13 protein-coding genes and 1 pseudogene are annotated in these 19,906 nt (G+C 69.4%); 10 read left to right on the top strand and 4 right to left on the bottom strand.

What is annotated here, in order from left to right:
• Positions 1-296 precede the first annotated feature (296 nt).
• From dksA to OMK73_RS29900, 9 genes are all read left to right on the top strand, one after another.
• Entirely contained in the window at positions 297-716 is a 420-nt protein-coding gene (dksA, locus tag OMK73_RS29940; RefSeq protein ID WP_006164034.1) for an RNA polymerase-binding protein DksA, read from the top strand.
• 262 nt (positions 717-978) lie between these two features.
• The gene (gene zigA, locus OMK73_RS29935; RefSeq protein WP_267605212.1) at positions 979-2,274 is read left to right on the top strand and encodes a zinc metallochaperone GTPase ZigA; all 1,296 of its coding nucleotides are present in this window, start codon (positions 979-981) and stop codon (positions 2,272-2,274) included.
• Complete coding sequence (locus tag OMK73_RS29930) at positions 2,243-2,719, top strand: hypothetical protein (protein ID WP_267605211.1); 477 nt, start codon at positions 2,243-2,245, stop codon at positions 2,717-2,719. The genes zigA and OMK73_RS29930 overlap by 32 nt, the downstream gene beginning before the upstream one ends.
• 133 nt (positions 2,720-2,852) lie before the next feature.
• On the top strand, positions 2,853-5,054 hold the full coding sequence (locus tag OMK73_RS29925; protein ID WP_267605210.1) for a TonB-dependent receptor: 2,202 nt from the start codon (positions 2,853-2,855) through the stop codon (positions 5,052-5,054).
• A 144-nt stretch (positions 5,055-5,198) separates the two neighbouring features.
• Positions 5,199-7,085 carry an AAA family ATPase gene (locus OMK73_RS29920; RefSeq protein WP_267605209.1) on the top strand — a complete coding sequence of 629 codons (1,887 nt, stop codon included), beginning with the start codon at positions 5,199-5,201 and terminating at the stop codon, positions 7,083-7,085.
• Entirely contained in the window at positions 7,082-7,771 is a 690-nt protein-coding gene (locus tag OMK73_RS29915; RefSeq protein WP_267605208.1) for a 4Fe-4S cluster-binding domain-containing protein, read from the top strand. The genes OMK73_RS29920 and OMK73_RS29915 overlap by 4 nt, the downstream gene beginning before the upstream one ends.
• Complete coding sequence (locus tag OMK73_RS29910) at positions 7,768-13,536, top strand: protein kinase domain-containing protein (protein WP_267605207.1); 5,769 nt, start codon at positions 7,768-7,770, stop codon at positions 13,534-13,536. The genes OMK73_RS29915 and OMK73_RS29910 overlap by 4 nt, the downstream gene beginning before the upstream one ends.
• Positions 13,503-14,183 (top strand): hypothetical protein, encoded by a 681-nt coding sequence (locus OMK73_RS29905; protein ID WP_267605206.1) that lies wholly within the window; start codon positions 13,503-13,505, stop codon positions 14,181-14,183. Before OMK73_RS29910 ends, OMK73_RS29905 begins: the two co-directional genes overlap by 34 nt.
• Positions 14,180-15,589 (top strand): hypothetical protein, encoded by a 1,410-nt coding sequence (locus OMK73_RS29900; protein ID WP_267605205.1) that lies wholly within the window; start codon positions 14,180-14,182, stop codon positions 15,587-15,589. The genes OMK73_RS29905 and OMK73_RS29900 overlap by 4 nt, the downstream gene beginning before the upstream one ends.
• A 7-nt stretch (positions 15,590-15,596) precedes the next feature.
• Here the strand turns inward: OMK73_RS29900 and OMK73_RS29895 are convergent, their stop codons facing one another.
• Positions 15,597-16,220, bottom strand: coding sequence for a glutathione S-transferase family protein (locus OMK73_RS29895; protein ID WP_267605204.1), 624 nt, complete (start codon positions 16,218-16,220; stop codon positions 15,597-15,599).
• Between the two features lie 283 nt (positions 16,221-16,503).
• Between OMK73_RS29895 and OMK73_RS29890 the strand changes: the two are divergent.
• Positions 16,504-18,083: pseudogene (locus OMK73_RS29890) on the top strand (ABC transporter substrate-binding protein).
• A gap of 70 nt (positions 18,084-18,153) precedes the next feature.
• On the opposite strand, the gene OMK73_RS29885 reads toward OMK73_RS29890, so the two are convergent.
• The 3 genes from OMK73_RS29885 to OMK73_RS29875 all read right to left on the bottom strand — a co-directional run bounded on the left by OMK73_RS29885 (position 18,154) and on the right by OMK73_RS29875 (position 19,859).
• A complete protein-coding gene (locus OMK73_RS29885) occupies positions 18,154-18,555 on the bottom strand; it encodes a GFA family protein (RefSeq protein ID WP_267605203.1) in 402 nt (133 codons plus the stop codon).
• A gap of 1 nt (position 18,556) precedes the next feature.
• Positions 18,557-19,153 carry a GNAT family N-acetyltransferase gene (locus tag OMK73_RS29880; protein ID WP_267605201.1) on the bottom strand — a complete coding sequence of 199 codons (597 nt, stop codon included), beginning with the start codon at positions 19,151-19,153 and terminating at the stop codon, positions 18,557-18,559.
• 109 nt (positions 19,154-19,262) lie between these two features.
• On the bottom strand, positions 19,263-19,859 hold the full coding sequence (locus OMK73_RS29875) for a GatB/YqeY domain-containing protein (protein ID WP_267605200.1): 597 nt from the start codon (positions 19,857-19,859) through the stop codon (positions 19,263-19,265).
• Positions 19,860-19,906: the final 47 nt, after the last annotated feature.

Genomic DNA, 19,906 nt, shown 5'->3' with positions numbered 1-19,906 from the left:
CATCGATCGACGCGAGAGAGAGGTGTCCCATGGTAGCCGCAACGAAAACGAAAGAAAGCCGCAGCAAAAGCAGCAGCGCTGCGGCCGAGACGCTGAAGGCACAGTCCATGGAGGCTGCGCCTGCTCCCCGCGGCAGTACGGCGCACGCCGGTGCGGGCGAGGCCAAGGGAGGCACGCACAGCAGCAAGTCTGCAGCCAGCCAGAGCGAAACCTCCGCGCCGCGCAAGCGGCCGGACACTGCACCCGAGCGGACCAAGACGCCGCCGGTCGCACCAACAAGAGAATCAGCAGCAACCATGAGCAGCAATAAACTTCTGACTGAAGCTGAAATCCTGAAGATGGGCGACAAGGATTACATGAACGAAGCGCAACTCGGCTTCTTCAAACATCGCCTTGAGCAGCTGCGCGACGATATCCTGAAAAACGCCGACCAGACCACCGAGCACCTGCGCGAAACGGTCATCGTGCCGGATCCCGCCGACCGCGCCACCATCGAGGAAGAGCACGCGCTGGAACTGCGCACGCGCGACCGCGAGCGCAAGCTGCTCAAGAAGGTCGAGCAATCGCTGGCCCGCATCGAGTCCGGCGACTACGGCTGGTGCGAGGAAACCGGCGAGCCGATCGGCGTGCCGCGCTTGCTGGCCCGCCCCACCGCCACGCTGTCGCTGGAAGCCCAGCAACGCCGCGAACTGCGCCAGAAGCTGTTCGGCGACTGATTCCGCGACTGCCCGGGGCCGTCGCCCCGCGCGCCAGACGGCCCGGTTCTCCGGGCCGTTTTGTTTGAGTGGCACGCCCCGCCAGGCATCGCGTCCTTTCGTCTTTCGCCTTTGTGGTGTCACAGGCACGGGCCTATCATTAGGAACGGCTGGATTCGTGCGGCCATCGCGCTCCCCGAATTACCGGCTTTCCCCCTGCTTTCTGATACAGTCGCAACTTTGTTGCAATAACACGCGCCCAACCCCGGCGCGCCTCGATGCCATGGCCGATCGCCTGCCCGTCACCGTGCTGTCCGGATTCCTCGGTGCCGGCAAGACAACCCTGCTCAATCATGTCCTGGCCAACCGCGAAGGCAAGCGGGTGGCTGTGATCGTCAACGACCTGGCGGACGTCAATATCGACGCCCGCCTGCTTGGCGACGGCATGCTGGCGCAGGCTGGCGAGCGCCTGATCGAGCTGACCAATGGCTGCATCTGCTGCACGCTGCGCGAGGACCTGCTGACCGAGATCGGCAAGCTGGCGCGCGAGGGCCGCTTCGATTACCTGCTGGTCGAGTCGACCGGGGTCGCCGAGCCGCTGCCCATCGCGGAGACCTTCACCTTCGAGGACGAGCAAGGCGTGGCGCTGGACGCCATCGCCCGCCTGGACACCATGGTGACGGTGGTCGATGCCGCGCACTTCCTGCAAGACTTCAACGAAGCCGACTTCCTCCAGGACCGCGGCCAGGCGCGCGACGAGGACGACGACCGCACGGTGGTCGACCTGCTGATCGAGCAGGTCGAGTTCTGCGACGTGATCGTGCTCAACAAGCTCGACCTCGTCAGCGAGGCCGAGCGCGAGCGCCTGACCGGCATCCTGCATTCGCTCAACCCGCGCGCGGCTATCGTGCCGGCCAGCTTTGGCAAGGTTGCGCTGGAGAGCATTCTCGACACCGGCCGTTTCGACTTCGACGCCGCCGCAGCCGCCCCGGGCTGGCTGGCCGAACTGCGCGGCGAGCATGTGCCGGAGAGCGAGGCCTACGGCATCGGCAGCTTCGTCTACCGCCGCCGCCGCCCCTTCCATCCGCAGCGCTTTGCCGACCTGATCCACACCGAGTGGCTGCGCGAGCATGGCAACGTGCTGCGCTCCAAGGGCTTCTTCTGGCTGGCCACGCGCATGCACGCGGCCGGCACCTGGGGCCAGGCCGGCGGCGTGTGCCGCCACGGCGGCGCCGGCGCCTGGTGGGCCGCGCTGGATTCGTCCGAATGGCCGGACGACGAGGCCGGCCGCGCCGAGCTCGAAGCCGATATGACGGTGGACGGCAAACCCGCTCCCTTTGGCGACCGGCGCCAGGAACTGGTGCTGATCGGCCAGGACCTTGACCGCCCCGCGCTCGAAGCGCTGCTGGACGCCTGCCTGCTGACCGACGCGGAAATGGCTGCAGGCCCGGATGCCTGGGCGCGGTACGCCGACCCGTTCCCGAGCTGGGACGACGGCCTGGACCATGACGACCACGACCACGAGCACGGCGACGACTGCGGTTGCGATGACCACGACCACGGCGGGCATGGCCACTGACGCCGTCGTGCCCTGGCAACGCCTGCAGCGCAGCCGCGCCCGCGGCCTCGGCCTGTGGCCGGCGCTCTGGCTGGCGCTATGCCTGGTGCTGGCCCAGCATGCCGGGCTCACGCACCGCATCCACCACGGCGGGCTGCTCAGCCCGGCGCTGCAGGCTACCGCCAGTACCGCCAATGACGCCAACGACGCCAATGACGGCGAGCCAGCCCTCACGGCTTTCGGTGCCGTTCCCGACCTTCCCCTCTCGCTCAAGCTGGCGGGACATTTCTGCGTCTTGTTCGATGGCGCCACCGTGGCTGCCAGCCATTGCGGCACGCCAGTCATGCCGGCGCTCACGCACCTGCAATCGCCGGTTCCGTTCAGCGTAGGCTGGCGCCGGCCCGACCTGCAGCATCCCCAGCCTTTCCGCTCGCGCGCCCCACCGGCCGTTCACGCTCTCGCCTGAAGCCCGGGCCGCGGCCGCCAAGCCGCAGCCCGCCGCCTGTCGCATCGCGCCACGCTCCCGAACACCCCTGCCCGCCGCCATCCCGCGCATTTTGCGCCAGGCGGCGCGCGGCCGGCGTTCGGCCACTGGCGCCATGCGCTCGATAGCATCCAAGAACAATGCGAGCCATGTCTTTCCGTTTCCAACAAGAAAAAACCTGCGGCGCACGCCGCTTGCCGCCATTGCGGCCCTGATCGCTTCCGCCTCCGTTTCCACCGGCGCCTTCGCGCAAAGCAACCCGGCGGCCCCGGCCGCAGCCAGCGCGTCCACCCCTGGCACCCCGGCCACGCCCCCGGCCACCCTGCGCGAAGTGGTCATCACCGCCAACCCGCTGGGCAGCGAGCTCACCGACCTGGTGGCGCCAGTCTCCACCCTCAGCGGCGATGCCCTTGCCGTGCGCCAGGGCAGCACGCTGGGCGACACCCTGGACAAGCTGCCGGGCGTGTCCTCCAGCTACTTCGGCCCGAATGCCAGCCGCCCGATCATCCGCGGCCTGGACGGCGACCGCATCAAGGTGCTGCAGAACGGCGGCACCACCGTCGACGCCTCGACCTTGTCCAACGACCACGCCGTGCCGATCGATCCGCTGGTGGCCGAGCGCATTGAAGTGGTGCGCGGCCCGGCCGCGCTGATGTACGGCGGCAACGCCATCGGCGGCGTGGTCAACGTCATCGACAACCGCATCCCGAAGGAGCCGATCCAGGGCATCGGCGGCGCGGTGGACGCCAGCGCCACCGCCGGCGGCGACAGCGCGCGCAACGCCAGCGGCCTGCTCGAGGCCGGCAATGGCCAGATCGCCATCCACGCCGACGCCTTCGCCCGCAAGACCAGCAACCTGCGCATCCCCGGCTACGCGCGCAGCGCCAGCCTGCGCAACAGCCAGCCGCTGCCGGAAGGCGAAAGCGAGGCCTACGGCCGCCTGCCCAACAGCAACGCGCAGCAGTCGGGCGGCTCGCTGGGCAGCGCCTACACCTGGGCCGACGGCTTCGTCGGCGCCAACTACAGCGAATACCACAACGAATACGGCACCCCCGCCGAAGACACCGTGCGGCTGCAGATGCGCCAGCAGCGCTTCGCGCTCGAAGGCGAGGCGCGCAACCTGGCCGGCAACACCGGCGGCTTCATCGAGTCGGTCAAGGGCAAGTTCAGCTATACCGACTACGAACACAAGGAGATCGACTCCGGCCAGACCGGCACCATCTTCAAGAACAACGGCTGGGACGCACGCTTCGAGGCCAAGCACGCGCGCATCGGCAACATGACGGGCGTGATCGGCACCCAGTTCGGCTCGACCCGCTTCTCGGCGCTTGGCGAGGAAGCCTTCGTGCCGAGCACCGACACCGACAACGCGGCCCTGTTCATCTTCGAGGAAATGCCGCTGAGCGCCAGCGGCGACCTCAAGCTCAACCTGGGCGGGCGCATGGACCACACCGGCGTGAAGGCGCAGGCCAACGGCAACGACCGGTTCTCCGACGCCAGCCGCAGCTTCAACGCCGGCAGCGCCTCGGCCGGCCTGCTCTACAAGCTGGCGCCGGCCTGGTCGCTGACCACCAACCTGGCCTACACGGAGCGCGCCCCGACCTTCTACGAGCTGTACGCCAATGGCCCCCACGTGGCTACCGGCTCGTGGGAGCAGGGCGACCCCAACGCCAACAAGGAACGCGCCACCTCGCTGGACCTGGGCGTGCGCTTCAAGTCGGGCCCGCACAGCGCCGGCCTGTCGGGCTACTACAGCCGCTTCGCGAACTACCTGGCGCTCACCAACACCGGCACCGCGCGCGACGCGGAAGGCGATTTTGTCACGCCCGGCAGCACCGGCGCATTGCCCGTGATGCAATACATGGGCGTGCCCGCCACCCTGTACGGCTTCGAGGCCGAAGGCAAGGCACGTGTGTGGCAGAAGCTGCTGACCGGCAGCGACACGGTGGATCTGGAGGCCCGCGCGGACTACGTGCGCGGCGAGAATCGCAACACCGGCCAGCCGCTGCCGCGCCTGTCCCCGCTGCGCCTGGGCGGCGCGGTGGTGTACGGCGCCGGCCCGTGGGGCGCGCGCGCGGACGTGACCTACGCCGCCCGCCAGACGCGCGTGCCGTCCAACGACACGCCCACCGATGCGTACACCTTGCTTGGCGTGTCCGTCACGTACAAGTTCAAGATGGCGGGCACCCAGACGCTGGTCTACCTGCGCGGCGACAACCTGACCAACCAGGACGCCCGCAGCGCCACCTCGATCCTGCGCGACATCGCGCCGCTGGCAGGGCGCAGCGTCAAGCTGGGCGTGCGCACGACGTTCTAAGCAGCACCGCAAAGGCGGGCCCTGCCCGCCCCGCGTGGTAACAAACTGGTACCGGTGCCGGCATGATGGCGCACGGGGGATAGAATCCGCATGGTGCGCGCGCGGCACACGGCCGCGCGCCCCTGGATCTTCCCGAGCCCGCCCATGTCCGGTACCGAACCCGCAAACGCTTCAGCGGCTGCAGCCGCCGCTGCCGCTGCCCCCGCCTTCACCCGCCCGCGCTGGCTGCGCGACCTGCTGCGCTTCCTGCCGCTCAAGAGCCAGTTCGTGCTGTCGGGCAACGTACGCGACCTGCAGGCCTGCGAGGTGGCGCCTGGCGTCATCGCGCCGCAGTCCTTCGCGTTGGCCATGCACGGCGCCCTGCGCGAAGCGGGCTACGCCCACGTCTTTCTCTACGACCCGGTAGCAGGCTTCCAGGCGCTGTGCGCGCCCGGCGAAGACAGCAAACCGGCCGAGGCCATCCTGCAGCAGTTCGGCCTGACCGTGAGCGAAGGCCGCGCCAATGCCGGCATCGACCTGCTCGGCACCACGCTGGAGCGCTTCGCCGCGCACCCCGGCGAGCCGCTGGCGCTGATGGTGGATTTCGCTTCGCGGCTGCTCACGCGCGCAGACAACCCCAGCCCCGCCGAACACCAGCTGTTCACCCGCGCGCTGGTGCTGTCGCACCAGGTCCGCTCGCGCCCGGCCGGCACGGCGCGCAAGCCCTTCTTCAACAGCATCCTGTGGGTGGTCGACAAGGAAGGCGACCTGCCCGACTGGCTGCTGGTGGGCAACCCGCGCCTGCGCCATATCCCGGTGGCCAAGCCCGATCACCACGCCCGCCGCGCGCTGGCGCCGGCGCTGCTGCGCGGCCTGGCGGGCGCGCAGGACGCCGATGCGCAGGCCATCCAGCAGGCGCAGCAGGCTTTCGTCGATGACACCGAGGGCATGCTGCTGCTCGATCTGAACGCCATCACGCAGCTGGCGCGGGTAGAAGGCGTGCCGCTGTCCCAGGTGGCCGACGCAGTGCGCCGCTACAAGGTGGGCGTAACCGAGGACCCCTGGCTGAAGATCGATCGCAACCGCATCCGCGGCGCGAGCGAATTCATTAGCCGCCGGGTCAAGGGCCAGGGCCATGCGGCCACGCACATGCTCGATATCGTCAAGCGCGCCATGACCGGCGTGGGCGGCGGGCGGCGCGGCGGACGGCCGCGCGGCGTGGCCTTCCTGGCCGGGCCCACCGGCGTGGGCAAGACCGAGCTGGCCAAGACCATCACCAGTCTGCTGTTCGGCGACGAGAGCGCCTACATCCGCTTCGACATGTCCGAGTTCAGCGCCGAGCACGCCGACCAGCGCCTGATCGGCGCGCCGCCCGGCTACGTCGGCTATGACGTGGGCGGCGAGCTGACCAACGCGATCCGCGAGAAGCCCTTTGCCGTGGTGCTGTTCGACGAGATCGAGAAGGCCCATCCGCGCATCCTCGACAAGTTCCTGCAGATCCTGGACGACGGCGTGCTGACCTCGGGGCGCGGCGACCGCGTGTATTTCTCCGAGGCGCTAATCGTGTTCACCTCCAACCTGGGCATCTACCGCACCGGCGCGGATGGCCTGCGGGTGGCCAACGTCACCCCGGCCGAGCCCTTCGAAGCGGTACAGGCCAAGGTGCGCAGCGAGATCGAGCGCTACTTCAAGCTGGAGCTGAATCGCCCGGAGATCCTCAACCGCATCGGCGAGAACGTGATCGTGTTCGATTTCATCCGCGCCGATATCGCCGCGCAGATCTTCACGCAGATGGTGGACAATGTGCTGGCCGACCTGGCGCGCCAGGACCTGCACCTGACGCTGGCCGCCGGCGCATTGCAAGCGCTGCGCGAGCGCTGCCTGGCCGATCTCACCAACGGCGGGCGCGGCATCCGCAACCAGGTCGAAGCCCACCTGCTGAACCCGCTGGCGCGCGCGCTGTTCGACCAGGACGCGCAGCCGGGCGAGCGCTTCGAGATCGCCGGGCTGACAACCGGCGCCTTCACGCAGCTCAGCCTGCAACGCCTGTGAGCGGCGCCGAGGCAGCGCTGGATTTGTCGCGCCTGCATTTCCCCGTCACGACGCTCGGCCCCGGACAGCGCGTCGGCATCTGGCTGCAAGGCTGCTCGATCCGCTGCCCCGGCTGCATCTCGGCAGACACCTGGCAGGCCGGTAGCGGGCGCAGCACGAGCGTGACAACGTTGATGGCGACGCTGGCACCCTGGCTGGCACAGGCCGAGGGCATCACCATCTCGGGCGGCGAGCCGTTCGAGCAGCCCGAGGGCCTGCTGGCGCTGCTGCATGCGCTGCGCGCGGCCAGCCCGCTCGACATCCTGGTCTACAGCGGCCATCCCATCGAAGCGCTGGCACCCGTGCTGGCGCGCGCCGACGGCCTGATCGACGCGCTGATATCCGACCCGTTCGCGCTGCACGCGCCGCAGACGCTGGCGCTGCGCGGCAGCGACAACCAGCGCCTGCACCTGCTCACCCCGCTTGGCCGCGCGCGCTTCGGCGCCTTCGAGCGCCCGCTGGCCGCGCACGATCGCGCGCTCGACCTGATGTTCGACGACGACGGTACCGTGTGGCTGGCCGGCATCCCCCGGCGCGGCGACCTCGGGCGGCTGCGCGCGCTGCTGCAGGCCCAGGGCCACACCATCACCATCACCGAGGACCGCGCCGCCAGGCGGGCCGAACCCAACGGATACTCCCAGCCATGATGCGTTTTTGCCCCAACTGCCAGACCGAACGTTCACTGGCGGAGATCTTCTGCGAAGGCTTGTTCGGCCAGGCGCCCTGCGGCTGGGACCTGTCCGGCGAAGCAATCCATGCGCCGGGCTGGCGCCCTGCCGCAACGGCAACCACCGCTACGCCTGCCGCCGCGCAGCAGGCGCCCGACGTAGCGCCAGGCCACTGCCTCAATGGCCACCCGATGGCTGCCGACGACCTGATCTGCCTGCAATGCGGCGCCGATCCGGCAGGCGATGTGCCGAACGCTGAAACCGGCGCCCACGCCGAAGCGGACGTCATCGCCGGCTGGCGCCTGCTGCGCCGCATCGCCAGCACCGACGGGGTGCGCGAGCGCTATGCCGCGCAGCAGGTCGATACCGAGCGCCATGCCGTCCTGACGCTCTACCGCGCCGGCGCCGAGCCCGACCCGGCCGTCTACGCGCTGCTGCAACGCCTGCCGCGCGCCCACGTGCCGGAGATCCTGGCCACCGGGCGCTGGCAGGAGCGCGCCTATGAAGTGGCCGAGGAACTCAGCGCAGGCACCCTGGCCGACCTTGGCATCGTCGCCGGCGACCTCGAGCGGATTCGCCATATCGTGCGCGAGCTTGGCGAGGCGCTGCATGTGTTCTCGGAAGCCGGGCTGCGCCACCGCGACCTGCGCCCCGGCACGCTGCTGGTACGCCAGCGCGAGCCGCTCGACCTGGTGGTCAGCGGCTTCGGCTCGGCGCGGCTGTCGGACTTCGACCTCGACATCGTCTCGCCGCTGGAGACCTCGCGCTATATGGCGCCCGAAGCCATTGCCGGCGGCGTCGCGGCCGCCTCCGACTGGTGGAGCCTGGGCATGATCCTGCTGGAGCAGGTCACCGGCGGCGCCTGCTTCGCGGACATCCATCCGCAGGCTTTCCTGATCCACGTGCTGGCCAACGGTGTGGCGCTGCCCGATGACCTCGATCCCGAATTGCGCCTGCTGCTGCGCGGCCTGCTGGCGCGAGACCACAATCAGCGCTGGCAATGGCCGCAGGTGCAGGCATGGCTCAATGGCGAGGCAGTCGATGCCCCCGCCGACAGCGGCGAGCAGGCCACCGAGCACGACAGCGGCGCCGCCAGCGCCATCGAACTGGGCGGCCGGCGCTACCGCAGCCCGGCGCAGTTTGCACTCGCCGCCGCGGAAGCCGGCAACTGGGACCAGGCCGGCGACCACCTGCGGCGCGGCGTCATCGTGACCTGGGCGCAGGATGCCGCGCTGCCCGCGCAGCGCCTGTCCGGCCTGCGCGAAGTGGCGCGGCACGAGGGCCTGGAAGACGATTTCCGCCTGATGCTCGCCCTCAAGCTGCTCAACCCGGAAATGCCGCTGATCCTGCGCGGCGACATTGTCACGCCGGGCTGGCTGCTGCAGCATCCGCAGCAAGGCTACGCGCTGCTCGCAGGCCTGGCGCCCGACCTGCTGTCCCGCTTCGACAACGAGCACTGGCTGGTCCGCCTCAAGGCCCGCGCGGCCCAGGTGCGCCAGCGCGCGCGCAGCCTGGAGATCGAGCTTGACGAAGACAGCCTGCGCATCCACTTGTTGTCGAGCTCGCGCGCGCGTCTCGCCGCGCTGTGGGAGGCGCGCCGGCGGCTGCTGCCGGACAGCAGCCACGCCGGCGTGCTGTCGCTGGCCGAGCGCCGGCTGATTGGCGAGGAAGACCTGATCGTGCTGCTGTCCGCCGCGCCCGGCCAGTTCCGCTCGATCGATGCGATCGTCGAGCAAGCCGCGGCGCTGGCCCGGCGCGAGGACGTGCTCGCGTTCAGCGACGACACAGCGCGCGCCTGGCTCGAACAGGGCCGGCTAGCGATCTGGCAGGCGGTGGACGCGCGCCTGGAAGGCTTCGCGCGCAGCAGCGTGGCCGCGGTCGACGGCTGGGCAGCGCAGTTCCGCCTGGAGCGGCGCCTGCCGCTGGCGCAGGCGCTGGTGCTGCTGGCGGTGCCGCCGGAGCAATGGCTCGCGCCGCAAAAGCAGCAATACGTGGCCGACATCCTCGACTTCTTCCAGAAGAAGGTGGCCACCGCCGTGCTGCGCGGGCCGCTGGTGCGCATGAGCATCGGCAAGACCACCGCGCGCATCGACCTGCGCGAGCTCGACAGCGCGCGCCGTCCCGCCGGCGCGTTGCTCGACCACTTGCTCCAGCGCAATGCGCAACCGGTCTCGCTGGACCCCGCGCTCTTCGGCGAGCGCCCCGAGCTGGAGCTGCGCCTGCAGAGCCTGTACCGGCACAGCACGCTGTACCGTCGCGATACCGGCATCGACGGCCTCTACCTCGGCTTTCCCTTCCTGCTCACGCGCGACGCGCGCGGCAACACCAAGACCCGCATCGCGCCAGTGCTGTTGTGGCCGGTCAGGCTGCTGCTGGAAGTCGGCAGCCGGGGCCAGGTAGCGCTGGCCTTTGACGGCGAGCGCGAGGAAGTGCGCCTGAACCCGGCGCTGGAAGCGCTGCTGGGCATCGAGGCCAGCCGCCGCTGGCGCGACGCCGCCGACGAGCTGCTGGGGCGCTCCGCGCTCAAGGCCGGCGAGGTGATGGACGCCTTCGGCACGCTGGCCAGCGCGAGCGAGCGTGTGCTGGGCCGCCTGCCCGGACTCGACACGGAGGTGCAGCCTTATCAGGACGCGCTCTCGTGCGCGGCAGTGCTGTTCCATGTCACCTTCATGGGCCAGGCGGTCGGCGAGGACCTGCGGCAGCTCAAGACCCTGCCTGGCGGCGGTACGGGGCTGGAGACCGCGTTGCGGCTGGGCGCGGGCCATGCTGCCGCGCCGGATGCCGACGCTGCAACCGAAGCGGCCGACGCCACCGAAGCCACGCAGCCGCCGGAGCGCGAGCGCTACTTCACCGTGGCGAGCGATCCTTCGCAGGAAGCGGCAGTGTTGCAGGCGCGGCAGGCGCCGGGCCTGCTGGTCGAAGGCCCGCCCGGTACCGGCAAAAGCCAGACCATCGTCAATATGGTGGCCGATGCGCTCGGCCGCCAGCGCAGCCTGCTGATCGTGTGCCAGAAGCAAGCCGCGCTCGACGTGGTGCGAAAGCGGCTGGTTGCCGAAGGACTGGAGCAGCGCATCGTCATGTTGAGCGACGTGAACCGCGACCGCGAGCCGGTGATCCGTGGCGTGCGCGAGCAGCTCGAGGCGCTGTTGAAGACGCCCGACGCCGGTCCGCCCGCATGGCGCGCACAACGCGAGCGCATCGCCGCGCGCATCGAAGCGCTGGAGGGAGAACTGGACCGCCACCAGCAAGCGCTGCACCAGGTCGATGCGCGCATCGGCCTGAGCTACCGCGGCTTGCTGGGCGAACTGGTGGCGCTGGAACAAGGCAGACCGCCGCTGGACGTGCCGGCGCTGCGCGCCAGGCTGGAGCCGCTCGACACCGCCAGCCTTGCCGCGCTGGAAGAAGCCTGCGCGCCGCTGGCCCGCTACTGGCTGCCCGCGCGCTTCGAAGGCAGCCCGCTGGCGCGCCTGCGCCCCTTCGCCACCGACAGCGCCACGCTCGCCGATTTCAGCGAGAACTTCGAGCGCCTGGTGCAAACCGAACAAGCGCGCGCCGATGTGCTCGCGCACCGTCCCGCGGCATTCGAAGTCGAAGATCCCGGCTCGCATCGCGCATGGCTCGCCAGCCATGGCGACGCCTTGCTCGCGCTCGACGACGGGCGCCGCGCCGACCTGGCACGCTGGCTGCCACTGTTCCGTCCGCTGGCCGGAGCACCGGCCAACACGACCCCTGGCGCGACCACGCGCGGCGCCGCGCTGCTGGCGCAGCTCGCGCAGGTGCAACAGCAACTCGCCGCCTGCCCGCAGGACGCACAAGATGCCGTGCTGTCGCCCGCGCTGGCCGCACTCGACGCAGGCGAACTCGCCGCAGCGGTCTCACGCGCCGAGCAACTGGCGACGCCCGCCGGCCTGCTTGGCCGCCTCAGCCCGGCGCGCTGGCTGCGCCAGCGCAAGCAACTGGCTTTGCTGCAACGCTGCAGCGGCAACGCCGCGGCCGCGGCGGATTCCAGCCGGCTGAGGGCGCTGGCCATGGCGGCGCGGCTGGAACAGCAATGGCGCGCGCCGCGCCAGGCCCTGCGCGAGATCCTGCAACACCTCTCGCTGCCCGCGCCTGCCACCGACGCCGGCCTGGCACTCCCTGCGCTATGCGCCGACGCGCAGGCCCGCCTGCACGATGCAGCGGCAATGTGCGATCGCCTCGCGCAAGCCCCTCGCGCAGAGCAGGTCGAAGCCGCGCTCGCCAGCGGACGGCGCGAGACGGTGGTCGCCTTGCTGGCCGGATTCGACGCTGCTTTCGCGCGCTGCGAAGCACGCCGCATCAGCCACGCCGCGCTGCAGCGCCTGGCCGGCTGGTGCGAGCCGGACTGGATTGCCGCCTGCGACGAAGCCATTGCCGGCAACAAGGACAGCGCGCCTTTGACGGCGCCGCTTGCGGCGGCACTGCCCACGCTGCCGGCCTATCAGCGGTTCCGCAGCCGCGCCAGCCAGCTCGGCCCTGACGAGCTGGCCGTGTTCGCCACGCTGCGCGACAAGCAGCAAGCGCTCGAAGCGATACCCACCGACACGCTCGAGGCCGAGGTGCGGCGCCTGCTCAACCGGGAGGCGCGCCTCGCCTGGAAGCGGCAGCTTGAGCTGCACCACCCGGCGCTGCAACTCGAACGCGGCGAAACCGAGGCGCGCGTGAGCGCGCTGGCCGCCGCCGACGTCGAGATGCGCCGGCTCAACCGCGCGCTGCTGGTACAAGGCATCGAGCGCAGCCGCGTGCGCCCGCTCAAGGAATGGGAGGACATCACCCGCCTCACCGGACGGCGCGCGCGCAGGCTACGCGAGTTCATCGAGCTGGGTGCGCCGCTGGGGCTCATGGCGCTGCGCCCGGTGTGGCTGATGAACCCCGACGTGGCTAGCCGCGTGCTGCCGCTCAAGGCCGGGCTATTCGACACCGTGATCTACGACGAAGCCTCGCAGATGCCCATCGAGTACGCGCTGCCAACCCTGTTCCGCGGCCGCGTCGCGGTGGTCAGCGGCGATGAGAAGCAGATGCCGCCGACCAGCTTCTTCTCCAGCCGCATCGAGAGCGACGAGGCCGAGCTGTTCGACGGCGAGGCCCCTGACGAAAACGCCGACGAGGCCGTGCAGGACGCCTTCGACGAGGAGTGGAACCGGCGCGAGATCAAGGATTGCCCTGACCTGCTGCAACTGGCCCGCACCGCCTTGCCCAGCGCGACGCTGCAGATCCACTACCGATCGGCCTACCGCGAGCTCATCGGCTTTTCCAACGCCGCGTTCTATGGCAACCGGCTCAGCGTGCCGGTGCGCCATCCGCGCACGCGCATCCTGCAGGACAAGCCCGTGGAGCTGATCCGCGTGGACGGCCTCTACCAGAACCAGACCAACCCCGCCGAAGCCGAGAAGGTGGCAGACCTGCTCGCCACGCTATGGCAGGCGCCGTTCGCCGAGCGGCCCTCGGTGGGCGTGGTCACCTTCAACCGCAAGCAGGCCGACCTGATCGAAGAAGTGCTGGAGGCACGCGCCTCGCGCGACGGTGATTTCCGCGCCGCCTACCGCGAGGAACGCGAACGCAGCGAAGGCGGCGAGGACATGGCGGTGTTCGTCAAGAACGTGGAAAACGTGCAGGGCGACGAGCGCGACATCATCGTGTTCTCCACCACCTTTGGCCGCAACGGCCAGGGAGCTTTCGCCGCAACTTCGGCGTGCTCGGCCAGAAGGGCGGCGAGCGCCGCCTGAACGTAGCCGTCACGCGGGCGCGCCGCAAGGTGGTGATGGTGACCTCGATGCCCATCTCCGATATTTCCGACATGCTGTCCACGCGCCGCGCGCCGGCCATCCCGCGCGACTTCCTGCAAAGCTATCTTGAGTACGCCCGCACGCTGTCCGCCGGCGAATTCCCCGCCTGCGAAGGGCTGCTCGGCAGGCTCCACGGCGAACGAGCGGAAGGCCCGCGCAGCGCCGGCAGCGAAGTCGACGATGCGCCCCAGGACGGTTTCAAGGCCGCGGTAGCCAGCTATGTCCGCAGCCTCGGATGGCAGCTCGCGCCGGCCAGCGAAGGCGACGCCTTCGGGCTGGACTATGCCATCGAGGACCCGCGCACCGGCCTGTATGCGCTGGGCATCGAATGCGATGCGCCGCGCCACGCGCTGCTGGCCCGCGCCCGTGCCCGCGAGATCTGGCGCCCTTCCGTACTAGCGCGCGCCATCGCGCGGGTGTACCGCGTTTCCTCGCACGGCTGGTACCACGATGGCGAGAGCGAGCGTGCGCGCCTGAAGGCAGCGATCGAAGCCGCCACGCGCCCGGCGGCGCAGCTGGACGAGGCGCCGGGCGAACCCGCCACGCATGCCGCCGCCGAAGCGGCATCGACAGGAGCCACGCCATGAGCGGCCCCAAGGTAGTCCGGGTGGTCACCCGGGATGAGCGCATCGCACGCGGGCGCGACCAGCTCGCGCAACTCGACCACGCCATGGCCAACTGGAGCCGCGAAGGACAGCGCCTGGGACAGCTCGACCAAGCCACGCTGGCGGCCACGCGCGAGCGCCGCGCCGGCCTGCAGGCGCTGCTGGAAGCCGATCGGTTCGGGGCGCTGCAGCGCGGCGCCGCGGCTGAGCTTGCCTTCCTGCAGGGCGATCTCGAGGCATGCCGGCAGCGCGCCGCGGAGCAAGCCGGACAGGCCCGCCAGCAGCAGCGGCAGTTGATACAGAACGCCGCCACATTGCGCCGCGCGCATCAGCAGCGGGACCAGCAGCGGGATCCGCAACGGGCTTTGCCAGCGGACTTGCTGACGGCGCTGCAGGCCATCGAAGACGGCACCCTGCATGGCCCGCAAGCGCAGGCTGCGCTTGCACGCGGCTTCACCCTGATGGCGCCACCGGAAGAGCGAGCCGCGCTGAGCGATGCGCAACGCGCGCTCGCCAGCGCCCTGTCGGCTGGCGTGCCCACCGAAACGCTGTCGCAATGGCAGGCGCGCCAGCCTGGCGCCACCGATGCGCGCCTGCGCCAGATCGATCATCACATCGGCATGCTGGAAGCACTGGACGACCACGACGCCGCCGCCAGCTTCGCCGCGCGCGCAGCCAACGCCCAGGCGGAGACGGCATCGGCGCGTCGCAGCATGTTGCTGGACAGCCTGTTGCTGGACCTTGCCGCGGCTGCGCGGGAGCGACAGGTGCGTGCCGGATGGCTGCTGCGCCTGGATGCGCTGGCGGCGCGCCTGGACGGCCTTGGCACGTTGGGATCCGGCACCCTGGATCAGGACGCTCTCGCACTGCGCAAGGTCATCGACATTGCGTGCCAGGCGGCGGACGCCGCCACCATCGGCGTGCAATGCGAGCACGGCGAAGCGATGCTCGAAACCCTGCTCCAGCGGCAGGCCGCGCTCGCCCGCCGCGAGGCCGTGCTGGGAGGCCTGGCCAGCCTTGGCTACGAGGTGCGCGAAGGCATGGCTACCGCATGGGCCGAGCAAGGCAAGGTGGCGCTGCGCAAGACGGCCACGCCGGGCTATGGCGTGGAACTCGGTGGCGCCGGCGACAGCGCGCGGCTGCAAGTGCGCGCCGTGGCCTTCTCCGAGGTACGCGACACCAGCCGCGACCGCGATATCGAGACCATCTGGTGCGGCGAATTCACGCGTTTGCAGGCACTGGTGGCGCAGCGTGGCGCAGGCATCGAGATCGAGCGCGCGCTGCCGGTAGGCGCCGCGCCATTGCGGGTCGCGACGCTGGAGAACGAGCCCGCGCCGGCTGCCGCCGCGACGACTGCGTCGCTGCAGCGCACGCTGCCACGCGCGTAGCCACCCATCAGGGAATGCCGTTGCGGCCGTGGCGCACGAAACCCTCCCGGCCGCCAAGCCGCTCGAAATAGGCGGCTACCGCGGGATAGTCCGGATGCGCCAGCGGCGTGGCGTACCAGCGGTTCACCGACAGGCCGATCGGGATATCCGCCAGCGTGAAGCGATCGCCAACCACATAGCCACCGGTACCTGACAGTTGCCGCTCCAGGATGCCGATATGCCGAGACCAGTTGCCGATGGACGCAGCGAGCGCCGCGGCATCCTGATGCAAAGGCGATTGCCTGACCAGCGCCATGAACGCGTAGCGCCACGCATTGTTCAGCTCCGTCGCCTGCCAGTCCATCCATTGGTCCACCCGCGCACGCGCTTGCGGGCCAGCCGGGTAAATGGCTTCGCCACCGTAGCGCGACGCAAGGTAGCGGATGATGGTGTTCGACTCCCAAAGCACAAAGCCGTCGTCGTCGAGCACCGGCACCATCGCGTTCGGATTCAGCGCGAGGAATTCCGCCGTATCGGTAGCGCGGTAGCCGGAGCCCCAGTCCTCGCGCACGAACGGCAAGCCGAGTTCGTCGCAGCACCAGAGCACCTTGCGGACGTTGATGGAGGAGGCCTTTCCAAGGATCTTCAGCATGGGCGGGGAGGCGCGCGTGGCGCAAAGAGAATGGCTTCCAATATAAAGCCGGGCTGTCGGGCCGCACAGGCACAGTTGCGCCGGTTTGCGGCCTGACAGTTGACAGTTGACAGTCGGAAGTTTGTGCCGCGCGGCAGGGCAAACACCCCGCAAAACCGCACGCCCGCTGTGCACGGCCGCCTCGCCCCGGTGCATCCGGCGCTGCGGGTCTGCCCGCCTTGACATGGATGTCTGCATCTCCTGACAATGCCTGCACCGCATCTTGCCTACCGGGGACCCATCGATGACGATCATCCGCCGCGCCCTTGGCGCCGCAGCACTTGCCACAAGCTTAGCCTGCGCCGCACTCTCCCAGACCGCCGTGGCCGCCGGCCTCACCATCGGCATGTCCGGGGACATCACCTCGCTGGACCCGCACTATCACAACGTCACGCCCAACGCGAACGTGGCCGAGCATATGTTCGAGGCCCTGATCGCCAAGGACGAGAAGATGCGCTTCAAGCCCGCGCTGGCGCTCTCGTGGAAGCCGGTCGACGACACCACCTGGGAAATCAAGCTGCGCCCCGGCGTGAAGTTCCACGACGGCAGCGAGTTCACCTCGGCGGACGTGGTCTATTCGCTGAACCGCCCCGCCACGGTCAAGAACAGCCCGTCGCCGTACACCATCTACACCAAGGGCTTCAAGGACATCACCGCGGTCGACAAGCTGACCGTGCGCATCACCACCAACGGCCCTTACCCGCTGGTGCCCAATGACCTCTCCACCATCTACATGCTGTCGAAGAAGGTCGCGGAGAACGCCAGCGGCGACGACTTCAACAGCGGCCGCGCCATGGTCGGCACCGGCCCGTACAAGTTCGTCAGCTTCCGCAAGGGCGACCGCATCGAGCTGACCCGCAACGACGGCTACTGGGGCAACAAGCCCGAGTGGGACACCGTGTCGCTGCGCATCCTCACCAACGACGCGCCGCGCGTGGCGGCGCTGCTCGCCGGCGACGTGCAGGTCATCGAGAACGTGCCGACCTCGGATATCCGCAAGCTCTCAAGCGATCCCGCCGTGAGCGTGTTCAAGGTGCCGACCTTCCGCATGATGTACCTGCACCTGGACACCAACCGCGACGTCACGCCCTTCGTCACCGACAAGGCCGGCAAGCCGCTCGCCAAGAATCCGCTCAAGGACCCACGCGTGCGCGCCGCCATCTCGCACGCCATCTCGCGCCAGGCCATCGTCGAGCGCGTGATGGAAGGCGCCGCCGAGCCCACCGGGCAGCTCGTCAACTCCACGCTGTTCGGCCATGTGCCGGGCCTCAAGCCCGACACCTTCGACGCCGCCGGCGCCAAGAAGCTGCTGGCCGACGCCGGCTACCCCGACGGCTTCGCGCTCACGCTGCACGCGCCCAACAACCGCTACGTCAACGACGAACAAGTCGCGCAGGCGATTGCCTCCATGCTCGCGCGCATCGGCATCCAGACCCGGGTCGAAGCGATGCCGTCCGCCACCTTCTTCACGCGCGCCAACAAGCTGGAGTTTTCCTTCATGCTGGCCGGCTGGGGCGCGGACACGGGGAGGCTGGCTCGTCGCTGAAGTCGCTCCTGGCAACCTACGATCCGGCCAAGGGCTGGGGCTCATCCAATCGCGGCCGCTACAGCAATCCTGCGCTGGATGCCAAGCTGGCCACGGCGCTGACCACGATCGACGATCGCGCGCGCGAGAAACTGCTGCAGGAAGCGACCGAGATCGGGATCAAGGACTATGGCGTGATCCCGCTGTATTACCAGATCAACGTGTGGGCGGCGAAGAAGGGGTACAAGGTGGTGCCGCGCCAGGATGAGCGGACTTACGCGTTCGCCATCACCAAGTAGTCATCTGGATCTATCGAATGCCGCTGCAGCCATGCAGCGGCATTTAGCGGGGCGCCACTGAATCCCGGCTCTACCCCGCCAGAGAGGGAACTTCCGGATGCCCAACCGCGCCCTCGCCATACGCCGCCCATGGCACTTCATGCGAGCGCCAGATATGGATCTCCGGGCTGCGCCCGGGATCCTCGTCCAACGTAGCCACCCGCAGAATCACTGAAGGCTGCCCTGCGCGCTGCGCCACAAGATGCGTCCCACACTGGCTGCAGAACAAGCGATCCTTGTCGGGCGATGAAGCAAACGCGCGCAGGTGTTGCTCGCCCTTGAGCCAGCGAAAGTGTTCGTGCAACACACGCGCCGTGGCGGGAAACGCCGCGCCGTGCGCCTTGCGGCAAGTCCGGCAGGAGCAATTGACGATCGGCCCGTCGAGCTGGTCGATCTCGTATGCAATGGCCTGGCACAGGCAGCTTCCCTTCATCTCACCTCCCCTTGTCTTTGTCCTTATCCTTGCCCGCATCCCTGGCCGGCCCGGCATTGCCGTACCACGGCGGCACCAGCGAATACATCGCGGCCGAGCACGGCACGCCGTGCAGCACCAGCCGGTTGCGCGCGATGCATTCGAACTGCGCGCCGATCTTCTCCGCAACAGCGCGGCTGACCATGTTGTGCTCGGCCGCCACCACTTCCAGGCGCGTCAGCCCGAGGCGGTGAAAGGCATAGCACGCCATCAGCTCGGCCGCGCGCGCGCCCAGTCCCTGCCGCTGCCGGGTCTGGCGGATCCAGTAGCCGAGGTTGCCGAAGTTGTAGTCGCGGTTGATCTGGTTGATGGAAACGCCGCCATACAGCTCCCTGCCGTCCGGGGCGAACACGCCGATGTCGTAGGCCTCGCCAATGGCCATGCTCTCCGTGCACATGCCGACCCAGTTCTCGGCGTCGCGCACGCTATAGCCCGCACGACACCACGGCAGCCACTTGCCCACGGTCTCGAGCGACTCGTGCACGGCGGCCACGAACTGGGGCACGTCGGGATAGCGAAAGGGGCGAAGGAGGAAGCCTTGGCCGTGAAGGGCTTGCATGGTGCGTCCTTGGGACTCGGTCAGCGCAGGAACTTGCCGGCACGGGCATCGTGCGGCGCGACACGCCCGGCCTGCACGCCAGTGTAGCGAGTGTAGTGGCCACGCAGCCTCATCTCGGCCTCATGGCTTCGCCAATAAGCAGCCTGGCCCGCACGCGCGCATGCAGCAGCGCCATGTCGGCATGACGCAGGCTCGGGTGGCGGCTTAGCGCGGCCATCACCTTGCCGGATTGCTGGATCGAGCCAACGCCGGCCTCGGCGGCGGCGCGGTCGATCAGCACGTCGATCTCCATCTCGGACAAAGGGCGGGCGATGCGGGCGGCCAGGCTCAGTGCCGTGTCGTCGAAGCGGGCACCGTCGTCGAAATGAATGCGACCCTCGATCCTCACAGGCAGGCCGTACTGGTCGAGCTTGCCGAAGCGCAACTCGCGGATGTCGACCGCGTGGTGGCGGCCGTCGAAGTAGAGCGTGCCGTCGATGTAGCCGGGCTCCGGGTTGAGCGGGAACACGAGGCGCTTGCCGGCCAGTTGTTCAAGGCTGAAGGTAGGTAGGCTCATGCCATCAAGCCGGATCGCCGTGCGCACCGGCGCGCCGCCGAGGACGAACGGCGCCAGCTCGATCTCGAGATCGGCGCCGTGCGCGTGAATGGTGGAGGCAGAGAGATGCGCGACCAGGGGGTGAAGCAGTGCGACGGGAAAGGCAGGCATGGACGGTTTCCTCGCAAAGGGTCAGGGTCGGGGACAGGCTCCAGGGC

It is taken from the genome of Cupriavidus sp. D39, from assembly GCF_026627925.1.
Classification (GTDB): Bacteria; Pseudomonadota; Gammaproteobacteria; order Burkholderiales; family Burkholderiaceae; genus Cupriavidus; species Cupriavidus ulmosensis.
Note: the sequence above shows the minus strand (reverse complement) of the source record. Positions and strands in the feature narration are given on the sequence as shown.